The 19,760-nt window shown below is 70.2% G+C and carries 22 protein-coding genes; all 22 read right to left on the bottom strand.

The features are described from left to right. Positions 1-222 precede the first annotated feature (222 nt). The 22 genes from ACFW9D_RS05660 to ACFW9D_RS05555 all read right to left on the bottom strand — a co-directional run bounded on the left by ACFW9D_RS05660 (position 223) and on the right by ACFW9D_RS05555 (position 19,602). Positions 223-468: a hypothetical protein gene (locus ACFW9D_RS05660; protein ID WP_384618193.1), complete on the bottom strand. Its 246-nt coding sequence runs from the start codon at positions 466-468 to the stop codon at positions 223-225. Positions 469-547: 79 nt separating this feature from the next. Next, positions 548-2,035 (bottom strand): hypothetical protein, encoded by a 1,488-nt coding sequence (locus ACFW9D_RS05655; protein ID WP_384618190.1) that lies wholly within the window; start codon positions 2,033-2,035, stop codon positions 548-550. A 9-nt stretch (positions 2,036-2,044) separates the two neighbouring features. Next, on the bottom strand, positions 2,045-2,362 hold the full coding sequence (locus tag ACFW9D_RS05650; protein WP_384618187.1) for a hypothetical protein: 318 nt from the start codon (positions 2,360-2,362) through the stop codon (positions 2,045-2,047). 383 nt (positions 2,363-2,745) lie between these two features. Continuing rightward, positions 2,746-3,057, bottom strand: a complete 312-nt coding sequence (locus tag ACFW9D_RS05645) for a hypothetical protein (RefSeq protein ID WP_384618184.1) — start codon at positions 3,055-3,057, stop codon at positions 2,746-2,748. A 33-nt stretch (positions 3,058-3,090) separates the two neighbouring features. Then, entirely contained in the window at positions 3,091-3,450 is a 360-nt protein-coding gene (locus ACFW9D_RS05640; protein ID WP_384618181.1) for a hypothetical protein, read from the bottom strand. 35 nt (positions 3,451-3,485) lie between these two features. Continuing rightward, positions 3,486-4,532: a peptidoglycan-binding protein gene (locus ACFW9D_RS05635; protein ID WP_384618178.1), complete on the bottom strand. Its 1,047-nt coding sequence runs from the start codon at positions 4,530-4,532 to the stop codon at positions 3,486-3,488. Positions 4,533-4,676: 144 nt separating this feature from the next. Next, complete coding sequence (locus tag ACFW9D_RS05630) at positions 4,677-5,015, bottom strand: hypothetical protein (RefSeq protein WP_384618175.1); 339 nt, start codon at positions 5,013-5,015, stop codon at positions 4,677-4,679. Further along, complete coding sequence (locus ACFW9D_RS05625; RefSeq protein WP_384618172.1) at positions 5,012-7,441, bottom strand: hypothetical protein; 2,430 nt, start codon at positions 7,439-7,441, stop codon at positions 5,012-5,014. The genes ACFW9D_RS05630 and ACFW9D_RS05625 overlap by 4 nt, the downstream gene beginning before the upstream one ends. Before the next feature lie 2 nt (positions 7,442-7,443). Further along, positions 7,444-8,538, bottom strand: a complete 1,095-nt coding sequence (locus ACFW9D_RS05620; protein ID WP_384618170.1) for a hypothetical protein — start codon at positions 8,536-8,538, stop codon at positions 7,444-7,446. Continuing rightward, positions 8,538-9,482, bottom strand: coding sequence for a hypothetical protein (locus ACFW9D_RS05615; RefSeq protein ID WP_384618168.1), 945 nt, complete (start codon positions 9,480-9,482; stop codon positions 8,538-8,540). Before ACFW9D_RS05615 ends, ACFW9D_RS05620 begins: the two co-directional genes overlap by 1 nt. A gap of 13 nt (positions 9,483-9,495) precedes the next feature. Continuing rightward, on the bottom strand, positions 9,496-10,386 hold the full coding sequence (locus ACFW9D_RS05610) for a phage distal tail protein (protein ID WP_384618165.1): 891 nt from the start codon (positions 10,384-10,386) through the stop codon (positions 9,496-9,498). Next, positions 10,383-14,591 (bottom strand): hypothetical protein, encoded by a 4,209-nt coding sequence (locus ACFW9D_RS05605; protein WP_384618162.1) that lies wholly within the window; start codon positions 14,589-14,591, stop codon positions 10,383-10,385. The genes ACFW9D_RS05610 and ACFW9D_RS05605 overlap by 4 nt, the downstream gene beginning before the upstream one ends. 18 nt (positions 14,592-14,609) lie before the next feature. Continuing rightward, a complete protein-coding gene (locus tag ACFW9D_RS05600; protein WP_384618159.1) occupies positions 14,610-14,945 on the bottom strand; it encodes a hypothetical protein in 336 nt (111 codons plus the stop codon). A 26-nt stretch (positions 14,946-14,971) separates the two neighbouring features. Then, entirely contained in the window at positions 14,972-15,490 is a 519-nt protein-coding gene (locus ACFW9D_RS05595; RefSeq protein WP_384618156.1) for a hypothetical protein, read from the bottom strand. A gap of 94 nt (positions 15,491-15,584) precedes the next feature. Continuing rightward, entirely contained in the window at positions 15,585-16,052 is a 468-nt protein-coding gene (locus ACFW9D_RS05590) for a hypothetical protein (protein WP_384618153.1), read from the bottom strand. Positions 16,053-16,179: 127 nt separating this feature from the next. Next, a complete protein-coding gene (locus tag ACFW9D_RS05585; protein ID WP_384618150.1) occupies positions 16,180-16,644 on the bottom strand; it encodes a hypothetical protein in 465 nt (154 codons plus the stop codon). Positions 16,645-16,646: 2 nt separating this feature from the next. Then, the gene (locus tag ACFW9D_RS05580; protein ID WP_384618147.1) at positions 16,647-17,039 is read right to left on the bottom strand and encodes an HK97 gp10 family phage protein; all 393 of its coding nucleotides are present in this window, start codon (positions 17,037-17,039) and stop codon (positions 16,647-16,649) included. Beyond that, complete coding sequence (locus tag ACFW9D_RS05575; protein WP_384618144.1) at positions 17,039-17,476, bottom strand: DUF6093 family protein; 438 nt, start codon at positions 17,474-17,476, stop codon at positions 17,039-17,041. The genes ACFW9D_RS05580 and ACFW9D_RS05575 overlap by 1 nt, the downstream gene beginning before the upstream one ends. Next, positions 17,476-17,856: a hypothetical protein gene (locus ACFW9D_RS05570; protein WP_384618141.1), complete on the bottom strand. Its 381-nt coding sequence runs from the start codon at positions 17,854-17,856 to the stop codon at positions 17,476-17,478. Before ACFW9D_RS05570 ends, ACFW9D_RS05575 begins: the two co-directional genes overlap by 1 nt. A 4-nt stretch (positions 17,857-17,860) precedes the next feature. Then, positions 17,861-18,031: a hypothetical protein gene (locus ACFW9D_RS05565; protein ID WP_384618375.1), complete on the bottom strand. Its 171-nt coding sequence runs from the start codon at positions 18,029-18,031 to the stop codon at positions 17,861-17,863. Between the two features lie 405 nt (positions 18,032-18,436). Next, positions 18,437-19,270, bottom strand: a complete 834-nt coding sequence (locus ACFW9D_RS05560; RefSeq protein ID WP_384618139.1) for a hypothetical protein — start codon at positions 19,268-19,270, stop codon at positions 18,437-18,439. Further along, positions 19,267-19,602: a hypothetical protein gene (locus ACFW9D_RS05555; protein ID WP_384618136.1), complete on the bottom strand. Its 336-nt coding sequence runs from the start codon at positions 19,600-19,602 to the stop codon at positions 19,267-19,269. Before ACFW9D_RS05555 ends, ACFW9D_RS05560 begins: the two co-directional genes overlap by 4 nt. Positions 19,603-19,760 lie beyond the last annotated feature (158 nt).

Here is a 19,760-nt window from a genome sequence, read left to right as displayed (position 1 = left end):
GGCGGGGGGGCCCCGCCCCCGCTCTCTGTCTCGCGCTCTCACTCTATCTCTCTCCGGGTCTCTGCCCCGCTGCCCCCCTGACTTCTTCCAGCCCCCCCCCCCGGGTGGGGGGGGGGGCCCTTCTCCGTGCTGAACCGCTCGCTCCTGTACTACAAGGGCAACAGGATGCTGTTCTTCATCGGCGTGTACGAGTTCGTGGCCGGCGGCCCTGCAGGCTTGGAGTCAGGCGCCAGGAGCTGGCTCCGGCCAGTGCCACGTACCGCCCTGGTGCACCTGCTCGTCCTGGACGCTGCGCCGGTTGGTCAGCTCGCCCTCGGGGTTGAACACGTTGAGGACCGCGGTGGCCTGCCCGTCCTGCTGGGCCTCCGGGGGCATGGCGGTGACGATCGCGGCCCGACAGTGGGCCGGGTCGTCGGTGGGCGCCCCGTAGTTGACGTAGTGGACGATGCTTCCGACGGTCGGGATCACGCAGTACTCCTTGATGGTGTGCACGGTGGAGTGCCGCCCGTACGGCGCACGGACGGCAGGTGGGAAAGGTGCGGCGGCGTCAGGGGCCGACGGCCACCCACGGGCCCGCGAAGTCGTTGGCGGTGTTCGACGCGGGGGTGATCGTGGCGGGCAGGCCGGTGCGGCTGGTGCCGTTGATGGCGAACCGGTAAGCCGACGCGGGAAGTCCGAGGCTCGCGGCGACACCGACGCCGGTCCAGCCGGACGCCCGGGTCAGCGTGGGCGGCACGGACGCGTTGTACAGCATGCCGACCCAGTAGAACGAGCCGGCCGTCAGCGCCTGGGCGGTGATGGTGGTGGTCTTCAGGCCGGGTGTCGTGATGTCCGAGTCGATGGTCGCGGACGCGAGCAGCACGCCGGCCGAGCTGTACAGGCCGACCTGGTTTTGCCCGGCGGTCGGTGACGAGCCTTGGTTGCCGACCCACCAGTACAGCTTCGTCGCGGTGACGGTGGCGGCGATGTTGACGCGGGTCAGGTACAGGGTGCCGGAGGTGAGCTGGGTGGAGTTGACGGCCAGGGCGGGGTCGTAGCACCAGGCGGCGGCGCCGTGCGCGGACGGGAAGTCCTGTCCGAGCGCGTACCCGGTGACGGCCAGGTGGCCGGTGAGAGTGCCGCCCGTGGTGGGGAGGGCGCCGATGTCCGCGGGGCTGAGGACGTCGCTGCCGCCGGTCGCGTGGGTGGTCTTGTGGGCGGTGGGCGTACGGGAGTTGGTGGTGGTGGGGTCGGTGGAGCGCAGGGCGATCGTGGCGCCTGCTCCGGCCGCGCCGAGCGGGGTCGCGGTGGCGGGGTCCCCGGGCGGGCCCTGGGGTCCGGTGTCTCCCGTGTCGCCCTTCGGGCCCTGTGCTCCGGTCGGGCCTGCCGCCCCGTCGGCGCCTGCCGGTCCTGTCAGCCCCTGCGCGCCAGTCTCACCCTGAGGGCCCTGGATGCCGGGGTCGCCCTTGGGGCCCGTCGCGCCGGGCGCACCTGGTGCACCGTCCGCTCCTGCGGGGCCCGGGGTGCCCGTGTCGCCCTTCGGACCTGCCGGACCGGTGTCGCCCGGGAGGCCGTGCAGTGAGGCGAGGAAGGCCGCCTCGTCGCCGCTGTTCCCCATGGCGAGCCACAATGCGTACGCCGACTGCCCGTCCACCCCGTCGGCGCCGTCCGTGCCCGGGGCCGCGGCCACGTACACGACGGCCGTCTCCCCCGTCACCACCCCCGGCAGTTCGACCCGCAGATCACCGAGCCAGTACGGGCCCCCGGACGCCGGCACGAGCACGTACGTCGTGTTCGGGGCCCCGGCCAGGGTCCGGCCCTCGGTCACCGCCCACAGTGTGTCCCCCGACGACGAGTCGATCCCCGCGTTCGCCACCAGATCGCACGTCCACGCGCCGTCCGTGGCCGGGGTGATGCGGAGCGGGCGGACGACTTCGCCCGCTACATCTGCGACGTACCCGACGACCGGTCGGCCGGTGCCGTCGACCAGGACCGCGGCCACCTCCACCCGTTCGGGGTGGTCGGCTCCCAGGAGTTTGCCGGTCACGATCGTCATCAGGGTCTCCTAGCTGCGGCGGCGCTCGTTCAGCGGCAGAAGCCCGGGTGAGGCGCTGCTGCCACGGTTGTCGGACTGGTCCGGGTCCGGCGTGGTCGTCGGGTCGTCCGGGGGTGGGGTGCTGGTCGGGGCGCAGCCGTAGCGGGGCTGGGCGGGGTCGAAGTCGTCGACGGGGGTGCAGCGGTAGCGGACTCCGTCCGGGTCGGTGTACGTCCATTCGGCGGGCGGGGACCCGTCCGTGCCGTCGCTGCCGTTGGATCCGTCGGCGCCGTCCTGTCCCGGGATGCCGGTCGCGTCCGTGCCGGCGGGCCCGGTCGGGCCGGGCACCGTCGAATCGGAGCCGGGCGCCCCGGACGGCCCTACCGGTCCGGTGATCGTCGGTGCCGGTTTCCCTGACTCCCCTCGCTCTCCGGTCTCCCCCGGGGGGCCCGACGGGCCGCGGGGGCCCTGCTTCCCCAACCCGGTCTCGCCTCGGGATCCCGGCGGCCCGGCGACCGGTTTTCCGCCCAGGGCCTGGACCTGCCTGGCCAACGCGTCCCGCGCCTCGTTCGCCCGTTCCAGGTCCCGGTACAGGGACATGAACCCGGTCAGCAACACGGCGAGGATTCCGGCGACGACGAGCGCCCCCGCGACACCCAGGTAGTTGCCGCGACGGCGCCGCTTCCGAACTTCCGCCCGCGAGGGGGGTATCGGATCGGGTGGCGTGCCCATCAGTTGCCTCCGACGAGGAACAGGATGACCGGGAGGGCGAGGCCGATCATCGGGATGATGACGGAGGCGACCAGCCAGCGCCGCGTCTGCGTGATCTGCTGCGCGTCCTGTTCGCGCTGCCGTTTGATGCCCTGCACCTCCTTGTCGAGGTCACCGATGTCCTTGGCGAGCGCGGCCTTCTCGACCGCGTACACGTCGGCCGACACCAGCCGGTCCAGGCGGGCGTTGAGCTGTCCCAGCGTGTGGTGGAAGTCGCCTCGCATGGATTCGATGAGGCGCCCCAGTTCGCCGTTCGACGGCTCATCGGCCATGTGCGTGCTCCGGTGGTGTCGGTAAGACGGCGGTCAGGCGCTTGCGGCCGGCTGGCGGGCCGGGACGGGGGCGGTGACCTGGGTGCGGACGAAGGACTGGGCGACGACGGTGACGATGGCCATGGCGGCGGCCTGCTTGTCGGCGGACCAGTCGAGTCCGAGGTTCATGCCGAGCGCGATCGCGGCCTGGGTGAAGCCGGTGAGGGCGGCGACCTGCCCGTCGTGGACCTTGAACGCGACAAGGAGCCCGAGGAGCGCGGCGGCAGTGACGTTGACGCCGGTCTGGACGTCCGCGTTGACGTCGACGACGAACGCGGCGACGAACTGCACGAGCACGGCGACGAGCGCCGACCAAACTGCAGGCTCGCGCCCGAGGAGGGTAGGGGTCTTCACGGTGTTCTCCTGGTGAAGTGAGAGGGGTTGGGCGGTCAGACCTTCGGGACTTTGAGCGCGGACCAGGTCTTCGGTCCGGGGATGCCGTCGGCGTCGCCCTTGAGTTCGTCGTGGGCCAGTTGGAAGGCGCGGACTGCGGCCTTGTCGGCGTTCGTCCAGTTCGGGCCGGGACCGGTCTTGTAGCTGGCGCCGAACCCGAGTGCGACCAGGCGCCGCCCGAGGGCGGTGATGATCGGCGAGTTGCGGCCGCCGTGGAAGAACGCGGCCCCGGGGAACGGCTCGTACGCGGGCTGCGGCTTGGCCGCGGCCGCGCTCGGCACCTTCAGCTTCTGGCCCACGCGGATCGCGTTCGGGTCGGCCAGCTTGTTCAGGTCGACGAGCTTGACGACGGTCGTCTTGTGCGCGGCCGCGATGCTGAACAGGGTGTCGCCCTTGGCGACCGTGTACGTGCCCGTGGACGGGGCTGGTGCCGGCTTCGACGGGGAGGGCTTGCCGCCGAGTCGCTTCTCGATCCGCTCGCGCATCGAGTGCATGGTGAAGCCCTTGGGGTCGACCTTCCCCGGCTGCCACTCCAGGTGGCCGATGACGCTGTCGGCGGTCCAGTCGTGGTGGCGGCAGATCGCGGCCGCGACCTTCTCGATCGCGAGGAGCTGCTCGGCGGGCCAGGGGTCGTGGCCGTCGCCGAGGTTCTCGCACTCGAAGCCGTAGAAGTGCCTGTTGCCGTCGGTGTTCGCCTCGTTGTCGGCGGGCAGCGGCTTCTCGTTGACGACCGCGTTCAGGACGTCGTCGTCGCCGAGGCCGGCGTGGTTGGCGCGGCCGTAGCCGACGAGGTGGACGGTGCCGTCCTTGGCGATGACGCCGTGGCAGAGCGGGCCGGGGAGGGTGGCGTGGCCGTCGCGGCAGATCTTGACGGTGTTCGCGGTGCCCTTCGTGACGGTGTGGTGGATCATCACGCCGTTAACGGGGCCCCACGGGCCCTTGTGGTTTCGGTTGTGGGTCTCCCAGGACCCGACTTCTACGACCTTCAGCCCTTCGTCCTTGAGGGCCTTGAGGAAGGCTGCAGCGCTCATTGGGGGCGCCATCTGCTGCTCCTGCGTTCTCCCCGCGCCCAGAGCTGGTGGTGCTGTGGCGGACCGCCTGTGGTGGTCGTCCCTCGGGAAGGTGCAGTGGGTGGAGGGTCACCCGGTGATCAGCGTACGGGCGGACGGGGCGCATGTTGCCCCCGCTCACTCCTCGATCGGCTGCGGGTCCAGCTTCGTCGCCGTGAGGATGACCGCGTACGTCTTGCACGCGGAGTCCCACACGCGCAGGTACTTGGGGTCGGCGTTGTTGGAGTAGAACATCGGCGCCGACAAGACGATGTTCTGGCTGGGGCAGCCGTCGGTGAGGCAGGCGTAGGTGATGGAGTACCAGGTCTGCGGCTCCCAGACGATCGTGTCGGGCGCGTCGGGGGCTGGCGGGGGCGGCGGATCTGTCGGGGTCGGCTCAGGGGGCGGCGGAGGGCTCGACTCTCCGATTCCGATGTCCGGATCGGAGGTGGTGCTCTCGGTAGGGTCTTCGATCATTCGGCTATCACCTGCCAGTTGACGGTAGTTGCTGTGGTGTTCTCGCGGTTCAGCCAGACGAGCATCGACGTGCTAGTCACGGAGGAGACGCCGACGCCAGTAACACCGGCATTGCCGGTAGGGGCACGTACGCCGGGCACCGTGGTGTTGGCCGTGGCATAGCCACGGAACGTGGTCCCGGCGAGCGCCGCGTAGGTGACGGTCATGCTGGTTGGCGTGTTCGCGGCCGACGGGGTGATGGAGACGCTGCCTGTGGCCATGTTCCCGGCCGTGAGCTTGCCCGTAATTGTGGTGTTGCCCTGCGCGTCGACAGTGACGCGGTCAGTGCCGCCGTGGTTCAGACGGAGCAGGTTGCCCGTGTGCGCGGAAGGGGCTTCCGCGTACAGGGCGGTGCCCTGGTTCGCGGCGGCAGCCACGGACAGGCGCCCGTTGGTGGTCTGGACGGCGTTGGCGACGACGTTGAGGTTGGTTGTCTTGGTGGGGTCGTCGTCGTTCACGAAGCCAGCGTTGAACTTGACGTTGTCGAGCCAGAGGCGGCCGCCGTAGCGCTTGTGCGCGGGATCAGTGGTGCGCAGACGTTCCAGGAGGACGGCCGTCTCATGGAGGACGATGCGGGAGCGCATGTCCGTGTACGTGCCGACGGTGTACTCGCCGCTGATCATCTCCAGGTTCGCGGCTCCGGGCGTGTCCTCTGCGACCGAGGCGGAGGCCCAGTTCGTGTTGGCGGCATTTGACCAGCGGACGTTCGGGTAGGTGGCGTCAGGGTCGACGAAGATGACGGCGCCGCTGTCGCCCTTGACGAGCATGCCGCGGGGGGACAGTTCACCGACGGCGACTCCGGTGGCGTCGTACACGATGACCTTGTTGGTACCGCCCTCGTTGATCGTGACCCGCTCGCCCGTTGTGGCGGTCTGGATCAGGCCGCCCGTGACGGTCTTGCCGGTGATGGCGTCGGCCGCGAGGCTCGTGGCGGTGATGGACCCGGCGAGGATCTTGTCGGCCGTGATGGCGTTCGCGGCGATCTTGTCGGTGGTGACGGCGAGCGCGTCCAGCTTCGCCGTTGTCACTGCGCCGGCGGCGAGTTTGTCGGCGTTCACGGCCGCCGCATCGAGCTGCAGGGTCTGTACGGCCCCGGCCGCGATCTTCCCCGTGGTGATGGCGTCAGCGGCGATCGCGCCGGCGGTGACGCTGCCGGAGATGAGGTTCGTGGATCCGACTACGCCGGTGCGGACGGCTTCGACGGTGACGGCCTCGATCTCCATCACCGCGGCCGTGGACTTGCCGAAGTTCAGCCAGGCCATGGGGCGCAGGTACTTCACGTCGGCGTGCATGAGTTCGGGGGCGCGCGGGTCGGTTGCCGGGCCGGCCGGTGCTGTGGCGCCGGTGGCGGAGTGGCCCTGGATCCATCCGATGTAGGTGCGCCAGCCGTCGGCGGTGCCGAGGCTGCCGCCGGCGGTGCAGCAGTAGTGCTGGGTGCTGTTGGATGCGGCGCCCGCTCGGTTGACGAGGGTGACGCCGTCCTGGGCGACGCCGACGACGCCGATGTACACGGTCGCGACACCGGAAGGGTCCTGTGCGGTGGCGCGGGCGCGGAACATGACCCGGTACAGGGTGTCGGAGTCCTGCGGGATGAGGGCGGTGGAGGCGACCTGGACGTCGCCGGTCGCGATGAGGCGGCCGCCACCGGACGGGGCCCCGGCGGGTGTGGTGTTGATGGTGAACGAGCCGCCGCTCGAAGCGGAGAGCTGCGCCCACGCGGTCGCGTCGCGGAACAGGTCGGTGTAGCGCAGGCCAACAGTGTCGCCGAGCGGGCCGCCGAGGGTGTTCATGGTGACGGCCCCGGCCGCGATCTTCGCCTCGGTGACGGCGTCCTCGGCGAGCTTCACCGTGGTCACGATTCCGTCGAGGATGTCGTTCGCGACGACCGGCGACGGCCCCACCGGGCCCACGATCGCGCTCGGGGTGGAGGCGGTGCCGGACGTGTTGCGGGCCACCAGGCGCACGTACACGGGGTCGTCGGTGGGGACGACGATGGTGGCGCCCTGCGCCGTCTCGATCGTGTCCCGCAGTGTCTCCGGCAGCGGCGTGAATCCGGGGGCGAGGGAGGCGTGGACCTCGGTGCGCGCCCAGTCCATCGGCAGGACCTGCCCGCCGTCGAACTGGCCGTCCCAGCCCGCGCTGACGCCGCCCAGGACCGATGCCACGACAGGCGCGGACGGCTGCGGAGGCGGGGGCCCGTTGACGGCCTGCACGCCGACGGTGCCGTCGCCCTGCCGACCGACGATCGCGCGCAGCGACCCGCTGCTGTCGTTCACCTCGATCGCCGAGTCCTCGATGCTGGCACCGTGGGAGAGGCGCTGGCCCTTCTTCACCTGCTTCAGCTGCTGCTCGAGCGCCGCGATACGGCCGGTGATCGGGTTCGGCATGGTCAGACCTCCGGGGAGCCGTAGTGGAAGGAGTCAGCGCGCCTCAGCGTGAGAGTCGCCCGGTCGGGGGCGTCGCCAGGCTTGAAGGAGTCGGCAGTGATCCGGCACCAACCGGACCAGGACGTCCACTGGTTGTTGACGGTGACGCGGACGTCGTCGCCGATCTGCCACGAGCCGAGCGGCGCCGCAGGGTGGTCGCGGATCGTGATTTGCTCGACCTCGCCCATGATCTGGCGTCGCTTCCGCTCGGCGCCCACGCGCCTTCCGAGGGTGTCGGTGCCGTTCACGGTCGGCAGCGCGAGGACGTGCTCCAGGCGGAGCCGGCCGTCGCGGACGGCGTCGACCGCGTACCGGGTGGAGCGGCCCTCGCCCGAGCCGGTGCCGATGACGGTGTTCGCGTAGTCGTCGATTGCCCGCTTCACCGGGGGCGAGTCGACGAGGTTGACGCCGGACGTGAAGGAGATGTCGGTGCGGCGGGCGCCGAGCCGCGGGTAGCCGAGCCGCAGCCTGCGTTCGATCGTCCCGTTCGCCTGCTTGGAGCAGGTGTTGACGTACTGGGGTGCGCCGTCCTCGGAGACGAGGTCGTCCAGCATGTCGCCCAGGTTCGGGGTCTCGTACCAGTACGAGTGGAACGGTTCCGCCGGGGTGCCGACCTTGGCGTTCGAGTTCGTCGCGTCGACGACCACGCCGAGGTCACCGTCGGCCTTCTCCTGCGCGTACGCCCACAGGTGCCGGATGACGGTGCACGGGTCGGTGTACACGTACGGGCCGCGGCCGCCGAGCTCGCCGTCGACGTCGTGGCGTTTCGTCAGGTACGACGACCAGCCGGCAGCCTCGACCGGGAACTCTCCGTCCTGGGGGGTGGTGTCCCAGATGAGTCCGCCCCAGCGCAGGATCCCGTCGGCTTCCGCGTAGATGAGCGCGATGCCGGGCTCGAGCGCCGCGGTGTTGGCCTTGGCCCAGCGGGGGGCGAGGGTGCCCTGGAACTCGCCCGGCCCGTTCAGCTCGTTGCCGAACTGCACGTCGGCGAGCGGCAGCGACGGGTGCAGGATCTCCCCCGTCAGGGCGTGCTGGGTAAAGTAGCGCCAGCGGGCCACTACAGCGGTCCCTCAAGGAACTCGTAGTCGATGTTGAACGTGGTTGTCGCGTCGACGCCGATGTCCCCGGCGTTGGAGGAGCGGGTCCGCATCCGCGAGTAGAACGGTTGCGTAGTGCCGCGTATCGCCGCTCCGGCCGTCGTGGTCAGGTCGATCGTCTCGATCATCTGCACTGTGTTTCGGCGGGCTGCGGCGCCCTGGTTGTCGTCGATTCCGACGTACTGGGCTGCCTCGATGGTGCCGAGCATGAAACGGAAGTTGCCCCAGACGTTTCCTGTGGCCAGCCGGAGCCCGCTGATGGTGAATGCGACCTGCATTTTCGCGGCCCACGCCGGGATCGCTATCTGCTTCATGACGAGGTTGGGGAACGTCTTCCAGGTCTCCGAGGTGCCGTTGATGAACACGTACGGGTCGGCGGCGTAGTACGGATCCTGGATCCGGACCCGACGGGGGTTCGTGACCTGCCGCAGGTCCTTGATCATGGCGTTCGTGATGGTGCCCGTGGACGCGGGGATGTCGACGCGGCAGATCGGGATCGCGGAGTACCCGGACGGCACCGTCGTTGCGCTCGAGGACACGTTGGAGACGACGTCGAAGAACACGCAGTCCGACGGGTCTCGGGAGCCCTCATGCTCCGGGTCCTGGACGCGGAGGATCACCATGTCGGAGCGCGGTGTGCCGCCCGTCGCAGTGATCGGCACCTGGTGAGAACCGATGTTGTAGGCGTTGTACGAGCCCTGTGTGGGGCTGGCCTTCCCATTGATCGTGGCGGAGCCGTCGCTGATCTGGACGGCGCCGCCGGGCGTCGACAGGGCGGTCGCCTTCAGGTGCGTGCCTGCGGTGACGCCCTGGTTCGTCTGGGCGAGGTCGCGGAGCATCATGCGCAGTTGCTGCGCGGTGTGCTCGCCGCCGGTCACCGCGAGCGGGGTGGTCACCAGAGCCATCGGTGGTTCTCCTTCAGAGGGCCTTGTAGGCGGGCCACCAGGTGACGGCCAGCGTGGACGTGAGCGTGTTGTCGGTCGCCTGCCAGCGGACCTCGTTGATGCCCGGCGTGAGCGTGAACTCGTCGATGCGGCCCGTGAGGGGGACGGATCCGCCGTTCTCCCGCAGGACGGTCCGCCAGCCGGGCCGGGTGTCGATCTCCACCCACTCCCCCACGGCGAGCGTCGTCGTCACGGTGAGGGCGCGGCCGGAGGTGACGTGGGTGATCGTCGGGTTGGCGCACGGCCCGTTCACGCGGATCACCGGCCACGTCGGGGCGGTGCCCGTCACGTCGAGGAAGCCGGGCCGGCCGACCGCGGAGGGGTCTCCGGCGATCGTGAACGGGAACTGCAGCGGGAACGTCATGCCGCCCTCGGTCAGGGAGCCGAGCGGCATCGACGTCGACTGGGGCAGGTCGTCGTAGTACAGGTGGTCCTGCGCCTGGAACTCGATGTCGACCGGCCCGTGCCCGTGGATCAAAGTGGCGGTGTCCAGCTCGAGCTTGCGGAGCCGGCCGCGGACCACGCGGGTGGGTCGGCCGGGGAACTTCAGGCGCAGGTTCATGGTCGTGCCGCCCTGCCCCCGTACTCCGGCCGTGTCGGCGAGGTCCTGCAGGGCGGCCGCCGCGTCGAGGACTGCGGCTGGGACGGCGGCCTTGGTGATCGCGGCGTCGATGCGCAGTCTGCGGCCGTCGTAGTAGTCGGCGCCGAGCCACAGCCCGTCCTCGCCGGGCGGCTCCACGTCCGCGGTGCGGGACTCGGGCTTGCCGAGGCCCTCGAGCGCACGGACCTGCACGACGGTGCCGGCGCCGATGAGGACGTCACCGAGCTGGTGCTGGAAGTCGACGAGCGGGGTAGGGGTGGTCATCCGCGGGCTCCGACTCCGCCGCGCGCCAGGCGCCGCAGCTGGTAGGCGTTGTCGGCGTCGATCCGGCGGGCCGTGTCCGCCGCATTCCCGCCGCTGGTGACGTGCCAGGTCTGGTTGCCGACGAGGGGGCCCTGTTCGCGGACGATGACGACGCGGCCGGCGCGGGCGTCGGTGAGTCCGAGTCCGAACCGTCCGGCGACGTCGCCGAGGACGTTGGTGGCGGAGGTGCGCTTGTTGGCGCCGAGCGGGATGTACGCCTCTCCCCCGGTGGCCGGCTCCGCGAACGTCACTGCGCCCGCCTTGGTGGCGTAGATCCCGGCGTGCAGGCCTGCGCCGCGGATGCCGCCGTTGGCGTACGCCATGCCCGCCCGGGCGCGCGCCAGGTCGGCCATGAACCGCTTCGACCGGTCGCCGAGGCTCGCGCTGATCTGCCGGGATGCCTTGGTCGCGATGTCGATGATGACGTCCTCGCCCAGTCCGGTCTTGTCGGCGACTTCGTGGATGCCGGTCGTCGACTTGCTGATCGCGGCGATGATCTGGACGAGGTCTTCGACCTGGTCGCCGGTGAGCGCGTTGTTCGCGGTCTTCGCCGCACTGTTCGCCGACGATGCCTTCTTGTTGTCCTTCACCGCGGCGGCGGCGAGCTGCTGGGCGGCCTCGTCGTTCTGGGCTGCGAGTTGCTTGGCCAGGTCGCCGTAGCCGCGCGCGGCGAGGGTGGCCAGGTTGTTGGAGAACTCCTGGTTGAGCTTGTTCGCGGTGCCGAGCTGGCGTGTGTAGTCGGTGAGGGACGCCTTGGCGGTCTTCTGCAGGTCGCGCAGCGCCTTCGCCATGTCGTTGATGTACTTCGTCGACCCGTTGGCCATCTTGTCGGCGAGCTTCATGCCCTCCTTGCCCATGGAGGCGAGGGCTTCGGCGACGTCGCCACCGACTCGGTCGGCGACCTTCTCCAGGTCCTTGTTCCAGGCAGTGGTGGCCTTCGCCGCGCTCTTCAGCTTCTTCTCGACCGCGCCGATGTCGAAGTACTCGACCTCCTTGGTCTGCCACTTCCCCTTGACCTTGGTCTTCACCTTCTTCGTCCTGTTGCCCGCGTTGCCGACGTCGGAGGCGGAGTACAGGGACCCGGTGTTCGGGTCGTACCGCCAGTCGGTGATGGACCCGTTGGCGTTCCACTGGAGCGAGCCAGGAGCCCCGCCCAGGCGGCGGTAGGTCTCCTCGAGGATCCGGCGCGAGCGCGGCAGCTTCGAGCGGGACAGCGGAATGTACGCCTCGCCGCCGGTCTCGGGCTCGGCCCACACCCGCCACGAGCCGGCCGGGGCGATCTGCGCGACGTGCCGCTCCCCGCCGGGGTTCCGCATGCCGCCTTCGGCGAAGTAGTCGACGACGCCGCCGTTCGCCTCCGGCTTGAACTGGAAGCCGTCCGCGTACGGGCCAGGCTGCTTCTTGCCCATGTACACGTACTGCGTACGGATGACGTGGTTGGTGTACGTCGTCGCCGACATCCCGTTGAGGTTGGCCAGCGCGTTCCGCACCGCGTTGATCGACCCGAGGGCCTGCCCGTTGGCCGTATAGACCTCGGTGCGGCCGTCGGGCAGTTGCCGCGTCTTCAAGCCGACGGCCTCGAGCGCCTGGATGGCGGCCGCGTTCAGGGTGTCGACCTTGATGCTCTTCGCGCCGGGCGTCTTGCTGATCGCGTTTTGGACGTCGAGGAGCCCGGCGATGGCCTGCTCGCGTTCCACCCTGATGGCGGTCTTGATGTCGCCCGGAACACCGAGCAGGGTGTTGACGTACTCGCGTGCCTCCTTGGCGCTCATGCCAGTGGATTCGGCGAGGCTGAGCATCTTGGCGCGCAGCGTGTCGGACTTTGACGTCATCGAGCCGAGTGACTCACCCGCCGCTAGGCCGGAGGCGAGCATCTCGTCGTGGGCCTTCGCGGCCGCGGACATGGCCTGCCCGTTGGCTCGGCCGGACTCAGTGTTGAGGTCGAGTGTGGCGCCGTTCTTCTTGAACGCCTCAGAGAGGGCGTCGACCGACGCCTCGAAGCCGATCTGTGCGTCGTATGCGCTGCGGTTGGTTTCGTTGAGGGCGATGATGCTCTGGCGGAGACCGTCCGCGGACGCCTTCTGCTGTTCCAGCTTCGCCGAGGTGGCCAGTGCCTGCTCGCCGAAGACGCCCATGCCACGGGCTGCGATCTCCTGCTCGACCTTCAGGTCGTCGAGGCCGTTGCGGTAGTCGCCGAAGGCCTTGTCGATCTCCTTGGAGGAGAAGCCCTCCTTCATCAGGGCCTTCTTGACGATGTCGAAGCCGGCTGCGGCTTCCTTGGCGTTGCCGGACGCCACCATCTTCGCGAGGGACTTGTCGACGGAGTCGAACTCGTCGCTGAGCGACCTCAGGGAGTCCTTGCCTTTGGTGATGTCGTCGGCCTTGGATGCGATCCAGTCGGCAGCATCGTCCAGTCCAGGGATGCGGAACCCGAAGACTCCCTCCTGGGCTTCCTTCGTCTCCTTCGAAGCCTTCTGTAGCTTCTTGTAACGGGCGACCATTCCGTCGATGTCACCGAACGTCGTCTTCAGCTGGCCGGTGAACTTGCCGGTGTCGGACAGTTCCTTGAGGCTCGTGGTCAGCCGGTCGACGTCCGGGGGAACACCGCGGGCCTTCTCCGCAAAGTGATCAAGGGCGATCGCAGCAACACCCAGCACGCCGAGGCCGGCGCCGACCTTCTGCATCTTCGACATCGACGTAGCCGCCGTACGCATACCGACCGCTGCCGTTCCCAGGCCCTTCATGGCGGCGCTGGACAGGGCCACGAGCTTGAGTGCGGTAGCGAGGCCGATGATGGTCGTCAGGGCGCCCTGGGGGACGGCGTTGACGATCTGCGCGAGAGCGTTGGCGACCTTCAGCAGCGACACACCAGTGTCGGCGGTGGCCGCAAGAATGTGCACGAGGGCGGCGCCCAGATTGCGGAGGGTCTCGGCGGCGAGCGGACCGTTGGCGCGCGCGTACGCCATGAACTCCTGTAGCGCCCCGCCGCCGAAGTTCGAGTCGGCGTCGGCGAGCTTCACGATGTCGGTGACCAGACGGTTCAGCGCGCCGGTCGACGCATTGGCCAGCTTGTTCATCAGCCGGTCGAAACCCGGGGTGGCGAACGCTCCTCCGGCGACCGTCACCAGCCGATCGAAGGCGCCGGCCGCGCCGGTCACCATCGGGGTGAGCTTGGGCAGCAGCGCGCGGGTGAGCTGCATGCTGTGGATGACCGGCTGCATCGTGGCGCCGGACAGGGAATCGGACCAGCCCTTGTACTCCTCCTTGAGGACGGAGAACTCGGCAGCCGCCTTCCTCGTGGCGGGCGGCAGCTTCGCCAGAGCCTTCTGATAGACGGCCTGCGCCTGCACGGCCTGCTTGGAGCCGGCCCCGTATTCGGCGACCGCGTCGTTGTAGGCGGTCTCCGCCTGGGTGGCCTTGGACATGGCGGCGGCCTGACCGGCGACTGCGATCCCGAAGGCGGTGGCCCCGGCCGTGCCCGCGAGGAATCCGGCGGTGAGCTGCGCGGTGAGTCCGACGACCGGCCCGAGCGCCTGCGCGAGGAGGAGCATGTCCTTTTTGCTGAAGCCGCTGCTGTCCGAACTGCTGCTCGCCGGCGCCGGAGTAGGCGTGGGTGTCGGAGTCGGTGTCGGCGTGGGGGTGTTGTTGTCGCCGGTGATCCGTACACGGATGGTCTGGCCGCGGGATGCGGCGCGCACCGCACGGTCCACATCGCGCCGCAGCGCGCTGGGGTCGCGTAGGCCGATGGGGATGCGGATGCGCTGCCCTGCGGTCGCCTCCCGGATCGCGGCCCGCACCTCGGACCGCAGCCGGGCCCGGTCGACGCGCAGCCGCACGTTGACGCCGCGGCCCCCGGCGCCGGCGAGCGCGCGGCGTACCTCGGATCGCAGCCCCCGCGAGTCCACGTGCAGCGGGATCTCGAGTCGGTTTCCGGCGGAGGCCTCGCGAATGGCGTCGCGGACCTGGCGGCGCAGGTGCTGGCCGTCGACGGTGACCTTGAGGCGGATGTCGCGGCGAGCCTCGTCGCGGAGCTGCCGGATGTCCCGGTTCAGGGCGTTGATGTCACGGGAGGCGGCGCGGGCGTCGCGGGAGAGCGACTTCAGGGTGCGGGACAGGCCGGAGCCCTCGCCGGTGAGTCGCACGGAGATGTTCCACTGGGCGGACATGCGGCGGGCTCCTTCCTGTCAGTGGGCGGGGCGGGTCAGTTCGAGGGCGGCGTGGACGGACGTGGGGATGAGGAGGACCTTGACGCCGTTGCCGTCGGCGCCTTCGGGGACGGTCTTCTGCTTGTCGGCGATGAGCTGGCAGCCGATGCAGCGATGCGTGATGGCCGTGTAGGCGTCCTCGGCACCGCCGGCCTGCTCGTCCCACTCGTCGGCGCGGGTGCCGCAGGACGGGCAGATCTGCTTGAGGTACGCCTCGTGGGCGAGGGCCTTGCGCCGGTCGAGGTCGGTCCAGGTGCCGTCGCCGTGCCCGCGGAGCTGGCTGTGCGGGATCTGGTACTGGCGGCACAGGTCCATCTCGGCACGGAAGCGGTCATCGGTGGTCAGCCTTTTCCCAGGTCGGCACGCTCGGTGTGCTGGACGGACCAGGCGGCGGTGAACAGGGCCTGCGCGTCGGCCGGGGACCAGGTGTCAAGGAGGTGGCGGGCGTAGTCAGCGGGGATGCCGTCCTTGGACGCGGCCTCGATCAGGGCGGGCCCGAACGACTCCATGGCGAAGTCCGCGCCGTCGGCTTCGTCGAGTTCCTCGGGCGGGTGGGCCTTGAGGAGGTCCTCGAACCTCTTACGCTCCAGGGCTTCGAAGGTGAGGACGATGGCGACCTTGTCGAACGCCTTCTGCGCGGCGTCCCGTTCCATGGTGGCGACTTCCACACGCGTCTGCGCGACGGCCTGGCCCGCCTCGTCGTCGTCGGGTACGCCGGCGAGCGTAGTCTCGGCGGCACGCAGCCCGGCCTTGGCCTCGTACAGGCGCTGCCGGGCCTCGGGGTCCTGGCAGATGGTGAAGGTGGTGGTCGGCCGCTGCAGGCCGTCCAGGCGCTTCTTGAGCGCGTCCCAGTTGCTCATCGGGGGTTCTCCTACGGGAAGGCCCGGCCGGGCACCATCGGCGCCCTTCCCGTGACACACCGGGGCCCGGCCGGGGGCTAAAGGGGGGAAGGGATCAGGTGGAGGGCACGGTCTGGTTGAACACGGGCCGGGCGGTGATCGTGAACTGGACGGTGATCTTCGCGGCCTCGTTGTCGGCGGTGTACGCCTTCGAGTTGCTGACCACGGTGACCGGGAAGACGTCCATGCCCTTCGCGGACGGCGCCTTGCCCTTGGAGAAGATGACGATGTATCCGCTGGTGCCCTTGGCGAGGTCGGTCTCGATGTCGTCGAGGGCGGAGTCCTCGTAGAACGTCAGGGAGGAGTCCGCGGCGCTGTCGTCGCCGCCGATCTTCGACACGAACGTGGACGCCATGTCCGGCGTCTCGATCGGGGAGTTCTCCAGCGACCAGCCTTCGATGGCGTTGATCTGCTGGGTGTAGTCGGTGCCCGCGGTGATCTCGGCGGTGGTCGGCAGCAGTGCCGGCGACGCGATCGTCGGAAGGTAGTGAACCTTGGTGATGCCCTTGCGGTTGAACCTCATGAAATGGCCCCTTACGGACGGGGCCGGCGCGGTGGGCCCCTGCTACACGGGTGGTGTGTGGCGGCCACCTCTCGGGTGGCGTCCGCGTGGGGTCCCGCCGCGGTGCGGTTCGTGCGAACGGCGCCTGTCAGACGCCCTGTTCCAGGTACAGCCTGAAACGGATCACACTCGTGATGATGGCATCGTTCGCCTCGGACGTTCCCCCCGCCTCGATCGCCTCCCGCCGCCAGCAATTCACGCCGGGAATCGTCAGGGGGTGCAGGTAGCCGGGGCTGCCGTCGGCGGGGCGTGCGATGACCTTGCGGCCGCGGTCGGCCAACCACTGCGCCTGTTCGTCACCGCCCCGCGAGTCCGGGATGCCGGGCAGGGGTCCAGACACGAACGTCGCCTGGTACTCGGACATGGCGGTCGTGTGCCGGTCGGCGAGCGTCGCGTCGTCGACGATGTGGTCGAGCGGGTACAGCAGCGTGTACGGCGGTGGCACCGGCTTCCCCGCGGCGTCGAGGGGCACGGTGCGCACACCCACGGGACGGCCGGTCAGGTCGGCAAGCAGCGCCTTCAGGCCCGCGGTCACGAGGCGGCGTTCGATCACGGTCAGCTCCTGAAGATCCGGTCGCAGGCGTCCTTGAACGCGGACTCCATCTCCCCCGACAGTTCGTTCGCCGCCGGGCCCACGTGCGGGCGGGGCACCTGGTAGAAGTGCCGGCCGATGCTGTCGGTCATGTCGTAGAACCCGAACTCGAGGCGGCGGCCTTGGGGGGCGTGGGTGCCGATGACGGCGCCGCCGCCGTCCGGCACCGGGAACGACTGGATTCGCCAGGACGCCACGTACTGGCCGGTGATGATGTTCGGCCCGGGTCGGCCGGACGCCCGCTCCCGGATCAGAGCGCGGCCCAGGCGCGCCTGCTGGTGCACGGTCCGGTCGATCTCGTCCCCGACTCGGCTGGCGGCACGCTCCAGGCGGTCCGCGAGGTCCTCCAGGTCCATCAGGCGACCTGCCCTGCGATCTGGTCGAGCATGGTGATGCGGACGACACCGAGGGTGCCGCCGATGGACGGGTCCTGGACCCGCCACTGACGGCCGAGGAGCGTCACATCGCCGCCGGCGTGGACCTGGACGACGGTGACGATGGTGTCCTTCTCCGCGATCGGCACGGACAGCGGCGTGAACATCCGGTACCGCGACCGGGTCTCGGCGACCCAGGGAAGGTTCGTGTTCGGTGTGGACGCGGTGACGTCGGCGGTGTACGCGGACTGCACCGCCCCCTTGCCCTCGTACACGATGTCGCCCACTGGGTGCGTGTACAGGCCTGTTGCGGGGTCTAGTTCGGGCTCACCGCTGGCGGGCAGGGCAATGCGTACGACGTCCTGCAGCAGGAGGTCTTCGACGATCGGGACGAGTCCGGACAGGTCGAGGCCGGCCATCAGGCGTCACCTCCGCCGTGGGCCCACTCGGTGAGCGTGGCGAGCATCGCCCGTGCGGTGGCGCCTTCGCCGCCGTAGTCGGCCCGGTTCAAAGCCTCCTGATCCAGGAGCTTCGGGTCGACGCCGGCGAGGAACTCGCGGACGATCTGCCCGGGCGTCTGCGGGATACCTACGGCGACACGGGCGAGGCCGTCGAAGACGGTGTCGTCGGGCTGCCGAGTGTGAACGATGAGGGTGGGCAGGGAGTCGGAGACGGAGTGCTCGAGGACGTAGCCGGTGACAGCCGTGAGTGGGGTGCCGTCGATGGTGATGGTGGCGCGGCCGGGCTGCGCGTCGATGTGGACGCCGCGCGCCTGCGGCTCCGTGGGGGCTTCGGTCACGGGGCTACTTCTTCCTCTTCAGGCTGGGGTACTTGCGCACCACGGCCTTCCTCACTGCCTTCTTCTGCGCCGGCGATCCGTGAGCCGACACCCTCGCGAGGGCGTTCCTCGCGTGCGGGAGATCGTCGATCCTGTACTTCTTCTGCTTCGGCAGGGCGAACTGCTTGGCCGCCATGCGCTTGCGGCCCGCCTTCGTGTTCCTGCGGGCGTTGGCCTTCTTCGACAGGCGGGACTTCCGGCTCTTGGCCATCTCGGTCTCCTTCGTCGCCGGGGTGCGGGGGCGGGAAGGGCGTGCGGAGGGGCACGGTGCGCTGGAACGTCACGGGCTCACGCGTCAGGAAGTTCCACTCCTTGCGGCCCTCCGTGTTGACGAAGAGCTGCGTGAAGGCGATGACCTTGATGAGCCACGGGCCCTCGTCGGAGCCGTCGTTGTACGGCACCGTGAGGACGGTGATCGGGGAGTCGGCGTGGACGTCGTTCGGGGTGATGCCGTTGGCGGTCAGCCAGGCGGCGATCAGTTCACGGCGCCAGGCGGGGAGCCGGCCGCGGCCGTTGTGGACGGTGAGGGCGATGGGGTCGGTCATAGGGCGGTCCCGGAGAGGATGTCGTCGCGGCCGATGAGGTCCATGCGCGGCAGGAATTCCCGCACGCAGTGCGGATGGCTGTTGGGGTGGGCGAGGGCGTCCTGCACGGTGCGCAGCGTGCGGTTGGCTCGATCGGGCGAGTCGTGCGTCTCCCACCCACAGTCCGGGCCGTCGCGGACTTCGAGGTAGTTGACGCCTAGGTCGTCCAGCGCGGTGCGGGCGGCGCCGGTGTTGGCGGTGGTGACGGCCTGCCAGGTGATCGCGGCGCGAGCCCACGCGTCGACCGGGTGCCGGGAGTTGTTGGCGTACGTGATGGTGTCGAGGGGGTGCTCGCGGCGCAGGAGCGCGGTGTCGAAGCGGCCCGTTCGGGCGCGGGCGGCGTCCTGCGCGGCTCGCAGGAACCGTCGGGCCCGCTGCAGGGCTTCCTGGAGGCGGGCGGTGAGGTCGGCGTAGTACTGCGCGGACAGGGCGGTGATGTGGGCCTGATGCCCGGTTGTCCAGGTGAAGCGGGACAGGGGCCGGTCGGCGTTCTCCAGGAGGGTGTGGGCGCCTTCGCGGTAGATGAGGGGGAGGTCGGTGGCGGCCCACCGTTCGATGAACGCGCGCGTCGCCCGGTCGAACGCGCCCAGGCTCGTGTTGAACACGGCGATCGCGGCACGGAGTCGGGTGGCGGAGCCGCGGCCTGGCCGGATCATCGCGAGGGCGTTGAGGAGGCGTGTCTGGGCGGTGGTGAGGATCGACCACGCGGCCCGCACCTTGTCGACGGCCCCGGTGATGAAGGAGAGCAGTCTCGAGCGGAGGGTGCGGCCGCGGCGGACGGGGGTGCTCATCGTCGGGGCCGTTCGACGAGGTACATGAGCCCCATCTGCCCGGGTCCGCCGTCGGTGCCGTCGTCCGGGTCGTCCGGCGCGGGTGGCTGGCCGTCCTCGAGGAGGGCGATCTGTCGTTCGTACGCCTTGATGTTCTCGGCGGTGCCGACGCTGACGACGCTGGACACGTTGATGGTGGCCGGCTGGGCGAGGAGGGCGGCGAGGCGTTCACGGAGGACTTCGAGGGCGACGGCGCGGGCGGTGCCGAGCCGGGTGTAGCGGGTCTCGAGGTCCGGGATGTTGGTGGTGGTGCCGAGTTGGGCGAGGAGCCAGGCGCGTACGGCTGTGTCCACGACGGGCCTCCAGAGGGGTGAGGTCGGGAAGGGGCGGGGTGGGGGGGGGGGGGGGGCGGGGGGGGGGCCCCCCCCCCCCCCGCGCCCCCCCCCCCCCCCCCCCCCGCGCCCCCCCCCCCGCCGGGGGCGGGGGCGCGGGGGGGCGGGGGGGGGGGCGC

This window comes from Streptomyces sp. NPDC059524, from assembly GCF_042749255.1.
GTDB classification, from domain to species: domain Bacteria; phylum Actinomycetota; class Actinomycetes; order Streptomycetales; family Streptomycetaceae; genus Streptomyces; species Streptomyces xanthii.
This window is presented reverse-complemented; position numbering and strand designations above follow the sequence as displayed.

Excerpts from the sequence above, each read along its gene's own strand:
- ACFW9D_RS05655 (WP_384618190.1), bottom strand. The coding sequence starts at position 2,035 with ATGACGATCGTGACCGGCAAACTCCTGGGAGCCGACCACCCCGAACGG.
- ACFW9D_RS05645 (WP_384618184.1), bottom strand. The coding sequence starts at position 3,057 with ATGGCCGATGAGCCGTCGAACGGCGAACTGGGGCGCCTCATCGAATCC.
- ACFW9D_RS05635 (WP_384618178.1), bottom strand. The coding sequence starts at position 4,532 with ATGGCGCCCCCAATGAGCGCTGCAGCCTTCCTCAAGGCCCTCAAGGAC.
- ACFW9D_RS05630 (WP_384618175.1), bottom strand. The coding sequence starts at position 5,015 with ATGATCGAAGACCCTACCGAGAGCACCACCTCCGATCCGGACATCGGA.
- ACFW9D_RS05625 (WP_384618172.1), bottom strand. The coding sequence starts at position 7,441 with ATGCCGAACCCGATCACCGGCCGTATCGCGGCGCTCGAGCAGCAGCTG.
- ACFW9D_RS05615 (WP_384618168.1), bottom strand. The coding sequence starts at position 9,482 with ATGGCTCTGGTGACCACCCCGCTCGCGGTGACCGGCGGCGAGCACACC.
- ACFW9D_RS05610 (WP_384618165.1), bottom strand. The coding sequence starts at position 10,386 with ATGACCACCCCTACCCCGCTCGTCGACTTCCAGCACCAGCTCGGTGAC.
- ACFW9D_RS05605 (WP_384618162.1), bottom strand. The coding sequence starts at position 14,591 with ATGTCCGCCCAGTGGAACATCTCCGTGCGACTCACCGGCGAGGGCTCC.
- ACFW9D_RS05600 (WP_384618159.1), bottom strand. The coding sequence starts at position 14,945 with ATGGACCTGTGCCGCCAGTACCAGATCCCGCACAGCCAGCTCCGCGGG.
- ACFW9D_RS05595 (WP_384618156.1), bottom strand. The coding sequence starts at position 15,490 with ATGAGCAACTGGGACGCGCTCAAGAAGCGCCTGGACGGCCTGCAGCGG.
- ACFW9D_RS05590 (WP_384618153.1), bottom strand. The coding sequence starts at position 16,052 with ATGAGGTTCAACCGCAAGGGCATCACCAAGGTTCACTACCTTCCGACG.
- ACFW9D_RS05580 (WP_384618147.1), bottom strand. The coding sequence starts at position 17,039 with ATGGACCTGGAGGACCTCGCGGACCGCCTGGAGCGTGCCGCCAGCCGA.
- ACFW9D_RS05575 (WP_384618144.1), bottom strand. The coding sequence starts at position 17,476 with ATGGCCGGCCTCGACCTGTCCGGACTCGTCCCGATCGTCGAAGACCTC.
- ACFW9D_RS05565 (WP_384618375.1), bottom strand. The coding sequence starts at position 18,031 with ATGGCGGCCAAGCAGTTCGCCCTGCCGAAGCAGAAGAAGTACAGGATC.
- ACFW9D_RS05560 (WP_384618139.1), bottom strand. The coding sequence starts at position 19,270 with ATGAGCACCCCCGTCCGCCGCGGCCGCACCCTCCGCTCGAGACTGCTC.